Here is an 18,056-nt window from a genome sequence, read left to right as displayed (position 1 = left end):
TGTTTTATTTCTATTTTGTTCTAGCCTTTGTTTTATTGCATTTCAGAAAAATGTCCGTCTCCTTAGATAAGACGGATGATTAACGACTAAAGTATTATGTTAGACCAGAAGACTTTATATGTAGTATACTTGCTTCACCGCGCAAGTAAATTGTGTATTGAAACACCTCGTCGTAAACAAAGTCGACATGTAGTTTCTTCCTCACCTTCTCCTGAAGAGTTGCGTTTGCAAGGTTATCTTTCCGGTTCGGGACGTATAACCCGCAGTCTTGATATACCCTCTTTGGTTTCTATCTTAAGCGAAGTTGGTAAAGTCGTTGACCGTCTTCTTGTAAGCAGAGAATGTCGGACCGAGTTTCCTCGCACAATTCGTCAGTTTAATCGTAGTTATAGACTTTGGTTAAACAAAATCGAATCCTCTCGTCACTCTTAATTTGTAATCCGTAAACTTGTAAATTTCGTATTATGCGTAATTCATCCATATTTATAGTCATCCTTGTTTTCTCACTGGCGTCGGGGGTTGTCCGTTCGCAAGAGTTATCCGGCTATAGCCATCGTTTGTACGATCCTATTCCCCATTTTTCCATAAAAAGCAATTTGCTTTATGATGCGGTTCTAAGTCTGAATCTGGGAGTCGAGTTCAAACTCAGCAAACGTTATACCCTCGACATACCAGTCAGTTACAATTCTTTTAGTTTTTCAAACAACCGGAAGTGGAAACATCTTCTTGTTCAACCCGAGCTTCGCTACTGGCTCTGCGAATCTTTCTCGGGCCATTTTCTGGGCATTCACGGACATTATGGCGAGTACAATGTAGGTAATATTGGTCCTTTGAAAGCTACCAGGCATCACCGTTACGAAGGCTGGCTTGCCGGTGGTGGGGTTTCGTGGGGTTATCACTGGTTGCTCTCTCCCCGGTGGTCGATGGAGTTTACCATTGGTTTTGGTTATGCGTATATTGATTACGAAAAGTTCGAAGCGCCTAAATGCGGCCTTAAGCTCGACGAGGGCACTACTCACTATGTTGGACCCACAAAGATTGGGTTGAACTTAATTTATTTTTTGAAGTAAAAATGACGCTACTGATTTTTGAAACGCAGATTAAAGCGGGTTAATCTAATTAAAATAATCTGCGTTAATCCACACTAATCTGCGTTTCAAATAAAAAAACAACATGAAGAAGATGAAAAATAAAAATAACCCATACAGCATCGTAACTCAAAACTCATTACTCAAAACTCATTACTTTATAGCCTTTATCATTTTTATAGCCTGTGGCAATCTTTCTGCCCAGAACTACAAAGGCTCTGTTATGGTTGAGTCTACCGATTTTTCGGAGCGTAACGACAGTTTAATTGTTTGCTTCAGCATCAAGGTCGAGGCCCATGCAGTTCCCAACTGTTCGAGCATGTATTTTACCCCCGAACTTCGCAACGGTAAACACATCATTGACCTTCCTTATGTGCAATTGAATAGTAAAAAGCGTTCTAAACTCAATGCCCGTTGGTTTATGATTGCCAGCGATAATTGGCTTTCTACCTACGATGCTCCACAAATGATTGTAAATAGCGAAAAATATACAGACGAGCAAATGCATTACGCTGTTTCATTGCCCTACGAAAGTTGGATGGATAAGTCCGGATTGTATCTTCGTCAGGAGTTGATAGGATGCCGTAGCACGGTAAATAGTTATACCTATAAGCTTAGCGATCGGGTTACACTCGCCCCCCGTGCCCCCTATGAAGTCCAGCCACTTGTGGCTTTAGCCACGCCTGCCAATGTTGCAAAAGTACGCAACCGTCAGGGAAGTGCCTTCCTTGATTTCCAGTCCGGACGTTCGGTAATCCTTCCTGATTTCCGCCGGAACCCTGTTGAACTAGGTAAAATCAACGATGCATTGGTAGATGTAATGGGCGATATGGATGCCCAAATCACCGCTTTGTTTATAGAAGGCTATGCCTCGCCCGAAGGCAAATATAACAGCAACGACAAACTGGCCCATGAACGTGCTGTTGCATTGAAAGATTATATCAAAAACCGTTATATGCTTGGTGAGAATATATTTACAGTTCGATCTGTTGGCGAAGACTGGATTGGACTAAAAACGAAAATAGAAGAAAGTTCTGTTGCACAGAAAGATCGTGTTTTGGCCATAATTGACAACAAATCGGACTACGATACTAAAGAATTGCAGTTGAAACAATTATCGGTTTACAACACTCTGCTTCGCGATATATTCCCCGAATTGCGTCGTGTTGAATACCAGATTGACTACTCTGTACGTAATTACACCACTACCGAAGCCCGACGGCTGGTAGGTACCAATCCCGAAAACCTGTCTCAGTTAGAACTCTATAGTGTAGCTTTGGAATATGGCAAAGATCAGCCCGAATACCGTAAAATTATTATCGAAACCATTCCGAAGTACTTCGACAACGACCCTGTAGCCATGAATAATGCTGCCGCCCTGCTAATTGAGAATGGCGAACTGGCCACAGCGGCAAGACTGTTGGAAAAAGCAAATAATCTGCCTGCCGCCTGGAACAACCTGGGTATCATCTATATGTTACGTGGTGAGTTGGATAAGGCAACTGGTTTGTTGAATCAGGCATCAGTTGGTGGGGTGAGCGAGGCTGAGCATAATTTGAAGGAATTGGCGAAGAAAAGAGAAGATGAATTGAAGCGGGCTAACCGTTAAAAAATTCGCTTTGAATAAAAGATATTATCAATTGCCGTCTGCTTTTATATTTATGAGAGAGAACAAACTACTATACATTCTTGGCATTCTACTAACCCTTGCCTCTTGCAATACTGGTAGCACCCACAAACGCCACCTTACGGAGCGATTGTTTCTGGAGCGCAGCCACATTGCCATCACTCATCCCAGTGACCAGCCGGGGCAGGCTAATAGACAGCAGGGACCAATGGTACTGGCCGAGCAGGTAAATTATACAACCGAACCTCAACTAACCAATGCCGAAGCCGCTCAGGAAGACGAAGCCCGTTTAGATACCAACAAAGTGTACACACTTTCGCAGGTAACAGTTACCTCGCGTGCTCGCTTTGCCCCGGTAAGAGAAGGGCAGGTAACCATTGACTTTGTGATTCGGGTACCCCAAGCTTACTTATCGGACGACTTTCAAGTTACACTTACTCCGGAGCTTTTGCACAACGACTCTCTGGTAAAACTGGAAGACGTAGTATTGCGTGGAAAAAACTTTATTGAGCTACAAAAACAAGATTACGAACGCTTTGAAGAATACCTGAGTGGTATTATTGACCCCTCAGCTTATGATTCTGCTTTTGTTGATCACCGTGGGGTGAACCGTGAACTAGGCAGGCGTCGCCAAACAGAACTTGACCAGTACTATAACAAATGGGCCTTGATGCAAGAGTATCGCGACTGGCGAAACACGCAGCAGGCCGAATACGATGCTTATAACATCAAACAAGCCGAAGTATTACGGCGTAAGTTAATCAGCCATGACATGAAATACCAAACAGCTTTTTCGCGTCAACTGGCCATGCGTGCCGATACCTCACGACTGGGGCATAAGTACCGTTCCGAACGCAAGAAGCTTATTGATACGGCCCCTGGTCGTAGGCAGATAACCCTGAATGCTGTTCCGGCCAAGTATCGCGAGTTCTATCGCAAAGGCATTACACCTGAAGATCTGGAACCGCTTTTACCACAAGAACGTGATTCGCTGCAAATAGCCGAAGGTTTTGTTTTGCATCAGAAGATAGCTGCTAACGAAGTAAAAGGTTCGCGCCAAGAAGAAATGTTCCGTTACATGGTGCCCAGTCCTTACCGTATGGATGCACACTATAATGCAATAATTACTCTGGATAAAGATTATATGTACCGCTATACCCGCAGCTATCCGGTAACAGCCGGACTTAAAAACCTTCGTTTAACGCTGGGTGGAAGTATTACCGCTACCGACCGCAGTTACTATAAGGTTCAACGTGTAGATACACTGAGTTATGTAATCTCTTCGATGGACGAACTGGCTGATGGCAATTTACTTGGCAACCCAGAGTTCACAGTTGAGCAGCGCACGGAGTATATGCATGCTTTGAAATTACTAAGGAACCGCGAATACCAACGTGCCCTGAACATATTGAATGATTACGATGATTACAATACGGCCGTAGCATTGACCTGTCTGGGGTATGACGGTAAAGCTTATAACACATTGGCTGCTTTGCCTCAAACTGCGAATACACACTATCTGGCTGCTATTTTGTGCTGCCGGTTAAAAGAACATCAAGCTGCGGTAGATCATTTAATGGAAGCTTGCAGGCTGGATCCAAGCAAGATAAATAGGGCGGAAAGGGATCCGGAGATAAGTAAGATGATACAGGAATCTAATTTACGTGAATATTTAGACAAATTATGATAGATTACAAATCATAAAAAAGATATAAACACTCGGGGAAACCCATTATTAATTAATAAATAAACAAGAAAAATGAAAATGAATTTTAAGTATGTAAGTATGATGGCTTGCGCTGCTTTAATGGCAGGTTTCACAAGCTGTAGCAACGATGATGCTATTGAAAACAATGGCAACATTGAAGGAGCTAAAGCCCAAATGGGATTAAGCATTAAATTACCCCAGAACAACACACGTGAAGATGTAGCTGGAACTGCCGGAGAAAGCAGCATATCAAACGTATATGTATTTGTTTTCAACAACGACGGAAGCGCTGCTGATGGAAACAACAGCACGTTTGCAATCACCACTGATCCTACAACAAGCGACTTTACAGAGGCATCGGGTGTATATACCCTTAAAAACGAAAAAGCTATTGAAACTGTATCAGGTGGTAAAAGAGTTTATATTGGTGCCAACTTGCCCGATGGTTTCAAAACTTTCAGCAGTGAAAGTGCTCTTTTCGAAGCTAAAGACATCGTTGCTGATATGTCTGCCGACAATAGCTTTGCTATGTTCTCGGCTGTAAGCACACCAGCACTAGAAGCTTCTGATAGCAAAGATGCTATTCCTGATGCCAATAAAGTATCTGTGAAGCTGGAACGTATGGTAGCTAAAGTGGTGGCCAGTAAGGATGGATTTATTGCAACATCGGCTCCTGAATTGGGCGATAATGACGAAGTAGTGACCATTACTTGGGCTGTAGATAAATTTGCTATTATGCAAGATGCTACAAAAACCTTTACTGCTCAAAAAATTGTAGATGATGTATTCTCTACTCCGGGTGCCGTAAGAACTTTCTCGGATGATAAAGATGCATTTAAAGGTACAAATTCTGCAACTGATTTCTTCTATATCGGTGAAAATGCTCCAGCCAACAAATTTGTAGGCGAAGCTACTTATGCTATGATACGTACCCAAGCTACTTTAAGCAAAACAGCTAAAATGAATGCTGCTAACAATGCAGTTGAATGGACAGCAGGTGCAACAACTACCGATGACGCATTCTATTTGGTGCAAAATGCAGATAAAACAGAGCAATATTTGTGTAGTGAGGTAGCTGACGCAAATGCAATTGCTGCATTTAAAGGCGAAGGATTCAATGTATATACTTATGCAAAAGGATATGTGTACTTTAGAGTATGGTTGAACAAAGGTGTTGTAGGCGACGAATTGAATGTTTATCGTAATCAATACATTGAATTATTGATTAAAGGAGTAAGCAGTGACAATGGATTTGGTGGTTACCCAGGTGACAAAGATGAGCCTGAAAAGCCAATCAATCCTAATAAACCAACAGATCCTAACAAACCAACAGATCCTAACAATCCTGACCCAACCGATCCAACCGACCCGGTTATTGAACAAGATACTTTCTTGATGATTGACATCGAAGTAAAACCTTGGGCATATGCAAAGAATGAGATAACTCTTGAGTAATTTCTGATTGAAATTCGTAAACAGGCTGCCTGCTCTTAGGGCGGCAGCCTATGCTTTTCCTATTCGCAGCCTTTGATGCTGCATCTGCATGATAATAACGAAAAAAGAAACAATGAAAAATATATATTCCATCATTCTGAAGTTGGTTGTTGTTACAGGTCTGGCCCTGGGCATTAGCTCTTGCTTGGATGACGACCGGGATGCATGCGTTGACTCAAGGGGTAATGTGCGATTGACTCTTAACCTTGAAGCCAATGTGGCATCAAGATCTGATTTATACGGTCGACACTACATTGACAGTATACATGTATATGTGTTTGACGCCGGTAACCGCTATATTGCCTCGTGCCGGGGCGGTGCTTACATTTATGGAGAACCTTATGAGTTCTATTTGAACCTGCCCGAGGGCGAATACCAATTTGTGGTATGGACAAATCCGGGAGATATTTACCAAACAAACTATTCGATAGAAGAATGTGAGGTGCGCAAACCATTGCTGCAAGACCTCGAATACTATCTGGCTTATCCGGAAAACAAAATAACTGAGAAAGAGATTCCCGACCTCTTGTATGGTGTTTATCATGCAGCCACCATTATATCAGGACGAAACCATCACTTCACAGTGCTGATGATTCCCGATACTTACCAGATAAATGTAAAAGTGAAAGGACTTCCTGTTTCGGAAGATGTTTTCGGATTTTCAATAACCGAAAATAACTCTCACTATGCTTTTGACAATTCGATAATCGCAGGGAAAAGCGATTTCCAATATATACGCACTGCTACTGAGGCCAGTGGCGAATTGAATACATCTATAAAAGTGCTTCGTTTACAAAACAACCGCAGTCCGAAGTTTCGTTTCTACAACATCACACAAAACGAAACCTTTTTTGATAGGGATCTGATACAAACCATCACCAATGTCTATCAAGCCTCTGGAAAGGAAGTGGATTTCAACACCACCTTTACGTTCGACATTGTGCTTACTTATGACACCGAAATGGGGGTGATGGTATCTGTTAATGGATGGGATTACTTACCCCAGCCGGGAGAATTGGATTAAAGGTTTAAAACAATATCAGAACAAAGAATATGAAGAAACGATATAGACTAATAAGTTTAATGGTGTTACCGCTATTGCTATTGATGGCTTGCAATGAAGAAAATACAACTCATTCTACAGAAGATGGACAAGATGTAATTATTACCATTGCAACAGGGTCGCGGTCAGACGGTGATGATCCTAAGCTGGGAGATGCGAAAGACAGATACATCAACAGGCTTCGGGTGATGGGTTACCGGATTTCGGACGGCAAACTGGCTTTTAATGAAAAGGCTTATGGTTTTCCTGATGCTGATACAAATACAGAAACATACGAAGGAAACATTACTGTGAAAACCGGAAAATTTACTGTTGTTTTTATTGCCAATGAACATGCCGACGACCTTACCGCCACACTAGATGACATAACCGAAAGTCAAAACAATACGCTAAATTATTTGAAAGAACAAGTCACTTTTTCGCGCGCAGCTTTCGATAAAGATAAAGATATCCCCATGGTAACGGTAAAGAAGAATATTACTATTCAGGGAGAGAACAAACTGATTGACCCTCAGGAAGGCAATACTACTATCAATAAATGGCCTATTCAAATGGAGCGCATTGGGATAAAACTAAGTCTTACACTAACTATTACCGAAGAACAACAAACGTCTTTGTTGGCAGAAGGGGGGAAATATTTTCTTCATTTATATAATGTGCCCGAGAAAGCATATCTCTTTGCCGATAATAAAATACCGGTGGATTATAATGATGAAGCACTGGAATTTGAATTGGGAACCGACTTAAACAATGATGCTATAGAAACATGGACATGGGAGCGAATTATTCTGCCCGAAAACATATTTACACCTATTGATGATACGGATAAGGCGCTTACATTGGTGATAAAACAGGCTGGTGGCGCACCCCATCTGAAGGCGTTTGTGCGAATAGACAAAAATGAAGAAAATTATACGCTTCCAAGAAACACATTCCTCGATATGGAAGTGTTTATTTCAACAGATAGAGAATTGGAATTCAATGTTAGTGTGAATTCCTGGAATGATGAAGAGATAGAGCAGGAACTGTAATAACCAAAAAACTACAATAATGAGAAAGAGAACCTTTAACCTGATGCATATACTTCTATTTATAGTGGGAGGAATGACGATGTTGGTTTCGTGTCAGAACGAAGAGGTATATAACCCGAAGAGGAGTGGGGGAGAAACCACATTCACCTTGAAACTGCCAGCGGCAACAATTGTGCGAACGAGAGGTACCGTGGGAACAGCGGAAGAAAATACAATTAAAACACTCCGTTTGTTGGTATGCGAACCCATTACAGCGGAAAAACCGGATGGCAAACTAGTAGATGTAGTAATCTGTAACAACGTAACCAATCTGGATGCAACAAAAGAAGATTGGACATTTACTGCCAAGCTAACCAAAGGAAACACATACGACCTGATAGCAGTAGCCAACGCAGCCAACAGAGTAAATTTGGCACCGGGTACTACCCGTGTAGAGATAATGGCCGCACTTCAAGTTGAGAAAGCAGACAAATGGGTAGTTGATGGTACAAACGAAAGCAATTCAATTCCGATGTGGGGAGAATTACTAGATCAAGTGGTGGACGATAATTACTCACCATCTAACAATCCGGTAGAGTTTTCGCTCACACGTATGCTGGCAAGAATCAATGTATCATTGGGGGAATCGGTAGACAATTTTGAATTGACAGATATCTACTTCTGCAACCACAATGATAAAGGTACAATTGTGCCGGATAAGGATGGAAATGGCGATTTGGTATTTCCAACCATTCCTGCCGATGCAGATAACAGTAACAGTTTTCTGCATTATACAGATACGGATATTGCGAATTTTGAATTGTGTCTGAATACTATTTATGTGTTCGAAACAGAACATGTAGCATCTTATGGAAATCCCGACTGGGAGTTAAGTCCTTGTTTGATTGTGGGTGGAAAGTATGACGACTTGGAAGATGTTACATACTATCGTCTTGACTTTATTTCGGGAACAGATTGGCTTAGCATGCTTCGTAATCACAGTTACAATGTAACCATAACCAAAGTTACAGGTGCCGGCTATGGAGAAATAGATCAAGCCTACAGATCGGCTCCTGTTAATATGGATACACATATTGAAGCCTGGAATGACAAAGATATGAACAATATTCAATTTGACGGACAATACCAGCTAACTGTAAATAAAAGCAGTGTAACATTGTTGTCGGACGATTCAGCACCCGGGCGAGAGATAACACTTTATACGGATTATCCCAACGGATGGACTATTGAAGTTCCACAGGCATATGAAGGCTGGTTAACCGTAACTCCCAATGAAGGAACAGCCAAACAAAGTCATGTAATAGAAGTTTCAGCTCCAGCAATCGTAGATCCAAACGATGAAGACAGGGTGGGGTACTTCTTCATTAAAGCCGGAAAGCTGAAAAAAAGAATTGATGTAGAACAACCTAACCTAACTGCATTAGATATAACCATAACACCAGACGAGCTGACCTTTTATGGTGGTGGTACACCCGGACAAGAGGTTAAGATTACTACTTATCCGGTAAATGCAACCCGTAATTTTAGTTATATTGGAGGCGATTGGATAGCCAATAACTACCTTTCATGGCCTTTAATTCCCAAAAGTTCGGATTCATGGGCTGAAACCTACACCATACAGCCACCTGCATATACAGGAGGAACTTCTACACGAACAGGAGTGATTACTGTATATATTACCGATGCGGATGGAAAAGTGATGGTTAGTCGCAATTTGTCAATCAGACAATTGGCCAGTGATATTGACTTCATTGCTTTACTGGAAGACTTGTATCCTGCGGCAGGTGGTCCGGGATTGAAATTCAAGGTAACCACAACATTGGAAAACTGGGCAATGATTGTTAAAGAAGATGTCGATGATATACTTTCTGAATTGGAAACCGATGTGCAAGGTGCCGGTGATGAGATGGAGTATACTTTCACTTTAACGGCTAATAACACTTTTGCACTGCGAACTGCTACAATTGAAGCAGTATCGACCTCGCCGGCATTTAAAAAGAATATCCTGATAAATCAGGGTTATGAGAAACCTAAGTTTATCAATATTAGTGCAACAACCATTGATTTTGGAAGCTCGAATGCAAATAAAACATTGACGTTTAAAGTAAACGGAAAGTGGAAGTTTACAAAGGGCACGAATTATGATAACGTTATATCAGTAGCTTCTCCAATAGTTAACACAGCGCAAACAGGAGGAACCCCTTTGAATCCGGCATCAAAATCAATAACATTTACGCCCCAAACCTCATCTGCCAACGAAAAATTCGGAACAACCACTGCAACTTTAACTTTGGCTACAGTAAACAATGTTAGTGGTAATGAAGATAGTAAGACTATCACTTTGAAGCGTACAAATCCGTTGAGTATAACTTCTGTAGTAGCACCTAACACAACAGACATTGATCATCTTGGCAAGGCACTTTCCTGGAAAGTAAAAAGTAATGCAACAGTTAAAATCGTAGCTATTTCTGGTACCAAAACAGTTGCAACTAGTACAGAAAAAAAAGTGTCTGGTCTTGAGGAGGTTACACTTGATATTCAAATACCACTATGGTACAATTATTCCACAAATGTAACATCTCGTACTATAGCCCTTCGTATTTACTATTTAGACGGATCAGACTGGGTAGAATCTAGTGTACAAGTTTCCGTAAAGCAGTTAAATGATGGAACATCTAACTTTCCTACAGGTATTACTGCTATAGGAGACCTAACAGTACTTTACTCAACTTCACTAGTAGCTACATACAATGAGTGCAAAGAATATTGTGATAATGCAACAAATGGAGGATACAATTGGCGTATGGCAACTTCAACAGATTGCGTGAAATTACTACCACTTTTAGGCGAAGGTAACTATCGTTATATGGCTTTCCAACTTGGTGATTACTCAGGTAGTAAAGTTCAATATGTAAATGGTAATAACGGAGACGATTCTTCTCAAAAATTTAAAATAAGTCTTATTAATCCTGGTACTAGAGCTGGAAACAGATTCTGTGTTAGAGCCGATTGATATTTGATTTTGCACTGTCTTTAAAGACTCTAAATAATTTAGCAAGGGGCATCTATACTAAGGTTGCCTCTTGCTTTTTTTTGTATGACAGCGTAGCGAGAAAAATAAAGGTATTAAGAGATAATCATTACCGGGTCACAAATATTTGCTAAATTTGCGGTATAAATGTGCTTATTTAGTTATATATGGTTTGGTGGCCGAACAAAAGTTTTTATTAAAGTGACCCTGCCAGATGTGGCAGGGTCTTTGGTTGCCCTATCTCGGATCTAAACCATTATCTACACCATGCGGATCATTCCTTTTTTTGCTCTTCCTTTTCTTTTAGTCTTGTTTGATAATTAGCATAATACGTTCTTACGTTTTCTTCCAGTTCTTCGAAAGAACAATTTATAATGGGATCACCAACAAAGATTTCAACTTGATCCTAGATGTGGAGGCCAACGGCCATTATTAGATCATCCCCAGAAATAATACGCCACAAAGAAAAACACAAAGATTAAAATCAGCATTATAATCACTGGCCCCGCAGTTTGCCAAAAGGTGTAGTATTTACCATATTTTCTTTCCCATCTCCAACCCATGGAGCAAAAGTAATTATTATACTCCACTTTTTTATTAACTTTGTGGGTAAAGTCTACTTTTTAATTTAAATAACCATGAAAAAACTGCTCCTTGTTCTGTTTATATTAACAATTTCCGGATATGTTTTAGCCCAACGCAGCATAACCCTCGACGATTTGAGTAACTGGAAACGAATTACCACTCAGAAAATATCCGATGATGGCAAGTGGGTGGCATGTAAAATGGAACCATGGGTGGGCGATGCCTCGGTTCAACTCTTTAATCAACAAGGAAAGGTAAGCGAATATCCCTACGCCTTGAATATGGAATTCTCATCATCCTCACACTATTTTATTGTAACCCAAACATGCCCTAAAACACAGCTCGATTCGTTGAAGCTCAAAAAAACAAAGGGAAAAGATATGCCAATGAATAAACTTATCATCCGGCATTCGTCGGGGAAAGAAGAAATAATCGACTCTCTTAAGAACTATAAACTAGCAGCCGAGGGCGATTGGATTGCATATCAAAAAGGGCGGAAAGACTCTACATTGTATGTGCGTTTACTTAATGGTGATAAAGAAATTCAATATCCGGCAGTAAAACAATACAGGTTTTCGGATAAGAACAATGTGCTTTACTATGTTACATCCGGCGATACGCTCCATACAAAGGCCGGACTGTATACATTAACTCCCGGCACCTCTGTAAGTGCAAATTTAATAAAAGAAGGTTCGGGTGTGTTTAAACAGATTGCTTTTGATAATGAGGGTACTAAACTTGCATTTCTTTACTGTGAGTCTAAAGACTCTACACATGTGGCACATGCTGTTTGGCTGTCCGAAGATAATAAACCGGCCACACCGGTTGTTGCCCGGCAAAACAAAGCCATCTTGCCAAACTGGGTGATAAGCGAGAATGGCAAGATCTCCTTTTCCGAAAACGGAGAAAGACTTTTGTTTGGTACAGCCCCCCGGCCGAAACAAAAAGACACCACCCAGCTCGAAGAGTACCGTCCACTGGTGCAAGTGTGGAACTGGAACGAGCATACACCATATACAGTGCAGCATCATGATAAGAAAGAAGATCTGAAAAAAACATATCTCGCCTTGTACAACTTGTTGGAAAAAACAACGCTGCAATTGGCTACGCCCGAATATCCTAATATAACCCTTGGGAGCGAAGGCAATAATGAAATAGCACTGCTGTCGACCTCATTGCCTTATCCCGTTGTTTCTATGTGGGAGGGTAGTGAGCGAAAAGATTATTATACTGTTTCGCTTAAAACCGGAGAAAAGAAACCACTGATAAAAGAAACACAAGAATACTTGCGTATTTCGCCACAAGGTAAATATGCTTGGTGGTATGCCCGGAACGATAGTAGTTGGTATAGTATAAATCTGAACAATGGAAAGAAAGTTCGCATAACCACTCCCGAAACCTTTGTTGCATGGGATGAAGAAACCGATACACCAGGAATCCCTTCGGCTTATGGTACTGCCGGATGGACGGAAGATGATAAGTATGTATTGTTATACGATCGGTACGATATCTGGCAGATTGACCCAACAGGAGCCTCTCCCGGTATTAACCTCACAAAAAACGGGCGGCAAACCACAACAGCTTATCGCCTGGTGAGTCTGGATAAAGACGAAAAATTTATTGATAGCCGTAAAGCGTATATATTGAGAGGCTTTAATGCAACCACCAAAGGAACAGGATATTACAGTTGGAAGTTTACTACTCCCAAAGCATTATTGGCTGGTAACTTTATGCTGAAAGGACTTGCCAAAGCCAAACAGGCCGATAAACTAATCTTTACCCGCGAAACATTTAATCAGTATCCGGATATTCATTTTACGGATATTCATTTCAAGAAACCGGTAAAGCTAACAGATGGTGCAAAGCAAAGCGAAGGATTGCTCGATGGTACAGCAGAACTCGTATCGTGGTTGTCTTTAGATGGTGTTCCGGTTGAAGGCTTGCTGTATAAACCTTCAAACTTTGATCCGTCCCGTAAGTATCCAATGATTGTGAACTTTTATGAAAGAAGCGCCGAAAACTTATACAGTTATCGCATGCCCGAGCCTCACCGCTCAACTGTTGATTATCACTTTTATCTGAGCAACGGCTACGTGGTATTTAATCCGGAGGTTTACTATAAAACGGGTTATCCGGGCGAAAGTTGTTTCAATTGCGTAATGCCCGGTATAGCCAAAATTGTTTCGGAAGGTTATGTCGACGAAAAGGCAATAGGTGCACAGGGTCATAGTTGGGGAGGCTATCAGGTTGCTTACCTGGCTACACGAACCAATCTTTTTGCTGCGATAGAATCGGGTGCCCCGGTAGTAAACATGTTCAGCGCCTATGGCGGCATACGTTGGGGAACAGGCCGGAGCAGGATGTATCAGTATGAGATCGGACAAAGCAGGGTAGGAGATACCCCATGGAATGCTCCGTTGCGGTATTTCGAAAACTCTCCGTTGTTTACCATGGATAAGGTAGAAACTCCTATCTTGATTATGCACAACGATCAGGATGGTCATGTGCCTTGGTATCAGGGAATTGAATACTTTAATGCTTTAAAACGTTTGGGTAAACCCGCATGGCTGTTGAATTATACCGGAGAGATTCATTGGCCCATGAAGATGGCAAACCGTATTGATTTTCAGCAGCGGATGTTCCAGTTCTTTAACCATTATTTGAAAGGAGAACCAATGCCCAAATGGATGGAGGAAGGAGTTCCGGCGGTGGATCAGGAGTTTGAGTTGGGGTATTAATCAAACAACGCCTGCAATACCCCCAGCGATTTAAGCTCGCCAAACCCCGGGATATGTAACTGATAATAATCGTTTATTATCTCCAGGCACCGGGCGCGATCCGTTCGGGTCATGGCAAACAGATGCATGGTGTTGTAATTCATACGCATCAGTTGGGTAAAACGGTATGCCTCTTCTCCCTTAATATAATGCGAATGAATCAGCGGTTTGAGCGAAGTAAAGCAAGCATTCTGTAAATCGAAGTAATCTCCTTTGGTATAATCGTCCAGGTTTGGATACAATCCCAGAAAGCGGGATAGCCTCATTAGGAATACCAGATGAAAATTGGCAAAACCAGCTTCGCAGGTATCTAACCAAGTGATGGAGTGCTGCAAATAAGAAAACAAAGGTTTGTTTTCCGACTCTTCTTTCACCGCCCTGTAGAGGAATTCGGCCAGAAACAAGGCAATTGTCGATTTATAAGGATCGTAAGGTATGTTATAGAACGGATAAACCGACTTTGCCTCTTTTATACGATACATATTTGCACCGGGACGTATGTTTGCTTCGAACTCAATAAATGCCAATGGCTGAAACAGTGCCGGCTTGGCCGATGCTTTCTTCGACCGCGATGCGGAAACAAGGAAAGAAGCACGTCCAAACTGCTCCGTATAAATATCGGCTATATTGCTGGTGTCGTTATACTTCAACACATGAAGCACAATTCCAGTGACTTTTTGTAACATTGTTCTTTAAATGTTCAATTTATCCAAAAGTTTCTCATACAATTCAATGGCTTCCTCTATCTCCCTGATCATAATGTATTCGTCTGCAGTATGCGACCGCGACGAACGACCCGGCCCCATCTTAACCGAAGGAAATCTCATCAATGCCTGATCCGAAAGCGTAGGCGAACCAAATGGCTGTCTGCCGAATTCTACTGCACGCTTTACGAACGGATGATCTTCTGAAATATGCGAAGAACTCAGCCTGAAGGAACGAGCAATGGCTTCGCTCGAAATATGCTCTTTAATGATAGCAAAAAGCTCTTCGTTAGAGTAAAGCTCATTGCTGCGTATATCTACAACAAAAGTGCAACGATCGGGAATAACGTTATGCTGTGTACCCGCGTTTATCTGGGTAACGCTCATCTTTACCGGGCCCAATAGCGGCGAAACTTTATCGAATTTATAATCCCGGAACCAGGCAATATCTGTCAATGATTTGTAAATAGCATTCTCACCCTCTTCGCGTGCGGCATGGCCTGCCTTACCCGTTGCTGTAACATCGAGCACCATTAATCCTTTCTCGGCAATGGCGGGTTGCATCTCTGTAGGTTCGCCTACAATAGCAAAGCTAATAGGTGGCAGTTCGGGCAACACACTTTCAATACCATCCTTGCCCGACACCTCTTCTTCGCACGATGCAAGGAATATCAGGTTATACGCCTGTTGGGTGCGGCATAAGTTCGTAAATGTTTCCAATAGTGAAACCACGCTTGCTCCGGCATCATTACTACCCAAACCATACAACTTACCATTCACTTCGACAGGGGTATGCGGGTTTTTCATCCATCCCCGAACCGGCTTAACCGTATCAATATGCGAGTTTAATAATATGGTAGGTTTATCAAGGCTGAACATTGGGCTAAGGCACCAAACATTGTTTCCCTTACGACCGGTTTCCATACCAAGAGCCTCGATGTGGTTTTGCAGAAAGTCGGCCGCTTGTGTCTCCTCTCTACTTATAGAGGGGATTGCAATTAAAGATTTCAATAGATTTATAGCTTCCATAGATAGGCAAAAAAGTTTCAATTACAACTATTATGTACTGCAAATTTAATGATAATAGAACATTATTCTTACCTTTGTGCCAAATATTCACTAAATAATAGAATATGAATTATTATCATCCTGCCGTTCTGGTTCATCGCCAGGCGGAAAAATACGGTAACAGGTCAGCACTCCGTTATCGCGATTATGAAAAAGGACAATGGTTCCCGATAAGCTGGAATCAATTCTCACAGAAAATAAGAACAGCAGCAAACTCACTTGTTTCTATGGGCGTTAAGGAAGAAGAGAATGTAGCCATCTTCTCGCAAAACATGCCCGAATGTCTTTTTGTTGAATATGCTTGTTTTGCCAACCGGGCAGTATCCGTACCATTATACGCAACAAGCTCGCCTATACAGGCGCAATACATTATTGATGATGCAGAGGTAAGATACCTGTTTGTTGGCGAACAATTTCAATACGATGCAGCCTTCAGCATTTTAAGCTTTTGCTCTACACTGGAAAAGCTGATTATATTCGATCCTAAAGTAAAGAAAGACCCACGCGATAATAATTCAATTTACTTCGATGAGTTTCTGGCATTGGGGAAAGATCTTCCTCACAACGCAGTTGTAGAAGAACGCTCAAGCCGTGCTACCGAGGATGATTTGGCTAACATTCTTTACACCTCAGGAACCACAGGCGAACCCAAAGGGGTTATGATTCACCATAGCTGTTATATGGAGGTCTTTCGTATACACGACATCCGTTTAACTACAATGACAGATCAAGACATCTCGATGAACTTCCTGCCCATGACCCATGTGTTTGAAAAAGCATGGTGTCATTATTGTATTCATAGGGGAGTGGAGATGTGTATCAATCTGCGTCCGGTAGACATACAGATGACTATCAAAGAAATTCGTCCCACATTAATGTGTAGTGTTCCCCGTTTCTGGGAAAAAGTATATGCAGGTGTGCAGGAAAAAATAAACGAAGCAACCGGAATTAAGAAAGCATTAATGCTCGATGCCATTAAAGTAGGTAAGATTCACAATATTGATTACCTGCGTGTAGGCAAAACACCCCCATTGGGAAATAGGCTGAAATATAAGTTCTACGAAAAGACAGTTTATAAGCTTCTTAAAGAAACAGTTGGTATTGAAAACGGTAACTTCTTTCCAACAGCGGGTGCCGCTATCCCCGATGGCATATACGAGTTTGTACGTTCGGTGGGCATCAATATGATTGCCGGATATGGTTTGACAGAATCAACCGCTACCGTTTCGTGTTCATGGCTAACCGGATATACCATTGGCTCGGTTGGTAAAGTAATGCCCGATGTGCAGGTTAAAATCGGTGAGAACAACGAAATCCTGTTAAAAGGCAAAACCATAACCAAGGGCTATTACAAGAAAGCCGAGGCAACTGCCGAAGCCATCGACAAAGACGGTTGGTTCCATACCGGTGATGCCGGCTATTTTAAAGACGGTGAACTTTATCTTACCGACCGTATCAAAGACTTGTTTAAAACATCGAATGGTAAGTATATTGCCCCACAAGCATTAGAAACCAAATTGGTAACCGATCGCTACATCGACCAGTTAACCATCATTGCCGATCAACGCAAATTTGTTTCAGCTTTAATCATTCCGGTGTATAACCTGGTAGAAGAGTATGCGCAGAAAAACAACATTGCGTATAACACAATGGACGACTTGTTGAAGAATCCAACGATTATTGAACTGTTCCGCTCGCGTATCGATACCTTGCAACAGCAATTTGTACATTACGAACAAATCAAGCGCTTCACACTATTACCCGAGCCTTTCAGCATGGAACGGGGTGAGCTTACAAATACACTGAAGATAAAACGTAGTGTAATTGCTCAAAACTATAAAGCTATTATTGATAGTATGTACGAAGAATAACTAATTTTG

Annotated in this window: 11 protein-coding genes; 9 read left to right on the top strand and 2 right to left on the bottom strand. The window is 41.6% G+C overall.

Going from position 1 to position 18,056, the window contains the following annotated elements; all coding sequences use genetic code 11:
• The first annotated feature begins 464 nt into the window (after positions 1-464).
• The 8 genes from D0T85_RS04365 (at position 465) to D0T85_RS04330 (ending at position 14,365) form a co-directional block, all read left to right on the top strand.
• A complete protein-coding gene (locus D0T85_RS04365; RefSeq protein ID WP_163210621.1) occupies positions 465-1,070 on the top strand; it encodes a DUF3575 domain-containing protein in 606 nt (201 codons plus the stop codon).
• 103 nt (positions 1,071-1,173) lie between these two features.
• Positions 1,174-2,697, top strand: a complete 1,524-nt coding sequence (locus D0T85_RS04360; protein ID WP_163210620.1) for a DUF3868 domain-containing protein — start codon at positions 1,174-1,176, stop codon at positions 2,695-2,697.
• 52 nt (positions 2,698-2,749) lie between these two features.
• Complete coding sequence (locus tag D0T85_RS04355) at positions 2,750-4,402, top strand: hypothetical protein (protein WP_163210618.1); 1,653 nt, start codon at positions 2,750-2,752, stop codon at positions 4,400-4,402.
• Between the two features lie 72 nt (positions 4,403-4,474).
• Positions 4,475-5,878, top strand: coding sequence for an Mfa1 family fimbria major subunit (locus tag D0T85_RS04350; protein ID WP_163210616.1), 1,404 nt, complete (start codon positions 4,475-4,477; stop codon positions 5,876-5,878).
• A gap of 112 nt (positions 5,879-5,990) precedes the next feature.
• Positions 5,991-6,941 (top strand): FimB/Mfa2 family fimbrial subunit, encoded by a 951-nt coding sequence (locus D0T85_RS04345; protein ID WP_163210614.1) that lies wholly within the window; start codon positions 5,991-5,993, stop codon positions 6,939-6,941.
• Between the two features lie 29 nt (positions 6,942-6,970).
• The gene (locus D0T85_RS04340; protein WP_163210612.1) at positions 6,971-8,011 is read left to right on the top strand and encodes a fimbrial protein; all 1,041 of its coding nucleotides are present in this window, start codon (positions 6,971-6,973) and stop codon (positions 8,009-8,011) included.
• A gap of 19 nt (positions 8,012-8,030) precedes the next feature.
• Complete coding sequence (locus D0T85_RS04335; protein ID WP_163210610.1) at positions 8,031-11,024, top strand: BACON domain-containing protein; 2,994 nt, start codon at positions 8,031-8,033, stop codon at positions 11,022-11,024.
• 656 nt (positions 11,025-11,680) lie between these two features.
• Positions 11,681-14,365: a S9 family peptidase gene (locus D0T85_RS04330; protein ID WP_163210608.1), complete on the top strand. Its 2,685-nt coding sequence runs from the start codon at positions 11,681-11,683 to the stop codon at positions 14,363-14,365.
• On the opposite strand, the gene recO is transcribed toward D0T85_RS04330, so the two are convergent.
• Positions 14,362-15,090, bottom strand: a complete 729-nt coding sequence (recO, locus tag D0T85_RS04325) for a DNA repair protein RecO (protein ID WP_163210606.1) — start codon at positions 15,088-15,090, stop codon at positions 14,362-14,364. The genes D0T85_RS04330 and recO overlap by 4 nt on opposite strands.
• Positions 15,091-15,096: 6 nt before the next feature.
• The gene (locus D0T85_RS04320; protein WP_163210604.1) at positions 15,097-16,137 is read right to left on the bottom strand and encodes a M20 family metallo-hydrolase; all 1,041 of its coding nucleotides are present in this window, start codon (positions 16,135-16,137) and stop codon (positions 15,097-15,099) included.
• A gap of 104 nt (positions 16,138-16,241) precedes the next feature.
• Between D0T85_RS04320 and D0T85_RS04315 the strand changes: the two genes are divergently transcribed.
• Positions 16,242-18,047, top strand: a complete 1,806-nt coding sequence (locus tag D0T85_RS04315; RefSeq protein WP_163210602.1) for a long-chain fatty acid--CoA ligase — start codon at positions 16,242-16,244, stop codon at positions 18,045-18,047.
• Positions 18,048-18,056: the final 9 nt, after the last annotated feature.

Origin of the sequence: Bacteroides sp. 519 (assembly GCF_010500955.1) — a bacterium.
Taxonomy (GTDB): domain Bacteria; phylum Bacteroidota; class Bacteroidia; order Bacteroidales; family Bacteroidaceae; genus Bacteroides.
This window is presented reverse-complemented; position numbering and strand designations above follow the sequence as displayed.

Bases quoted from the DNA above. Each gene is read 5' to 3' on its own strand.
- D0T85_RS04365 (WP_163210621.1), top strand. From the start codon at position 465: ATGCGTAATTCATCCATATTTATAGTCATCCTTGTTTTCTCACTGGCG.
- D0T85_RS04360 (WP_163210620.1), top strand. From the start codon at position 1,174: ATGAAGAAGATGAAAAATAAAAATAACCCATACAGCATCGTAACTCAA.
- D0T85_RS04355 (WP_163210618.1), top strand. From the start codon at position 2,750: ATGAGAGAGAACAAACTACTATACATTCTTGGCATTCTACTAACCCTT.
- D0T85_RS04350 (WP_163210616.1), top strand. From the start codon at position 4,475: ATGAAAATGAATTTTAAGTATGTAAGTATGATGGCTTGCGCTGCTTTA.
- D0T85_RS04345 (WP_163210614.1), top strand. From the start codon at position 5,991: ATGAAAAATATATATTCCATCATTCTGAAGTTGGTTGTTGTTACAGGT.
- D0T85_RS04340 (WP_163210612.1), top strand. From the start codon at position 6,971: ATGAAGAAACGATATAGACTAATAAGTTTAATGGTGTTACCGCTATTG.
- D0T85_RS04335 (WP_163210610.1), top strand. From the start codon at position 8,031: ATGAGAAAGAGAACCTTTAACCTGATGCATATACTTCTATTTATAGTG.
- D0T85_RS04330 (WP_163210608.1), top strand. From the start codon at position 11,681: ATGAAAAAACTGCTCCTTGTTCTGTTTATATTAACAATTTCCGGATAT.
- recO (WP_163210606.1), bottom strand. From the start codon at position 15,090: ATGTTACAAAAAGTCACTGGAATTGTGCTTCATGTGTTGAAGTATAAC.
- D0T85_RS04320 (WP_163210604.1), bottom strand. From the start codon at position 16,137: ATGGAAGCTATAAATCTATTGAAATCTTTAATTGCAATCCCCTCTATA.
- D0T85_RS04315 (WP_163210602.1), top strand. From the start codon at position 16,242: ATGAATTATTATCATCCTGCCGTTCTGGTTCATCGCCAGGCGGAAAAA.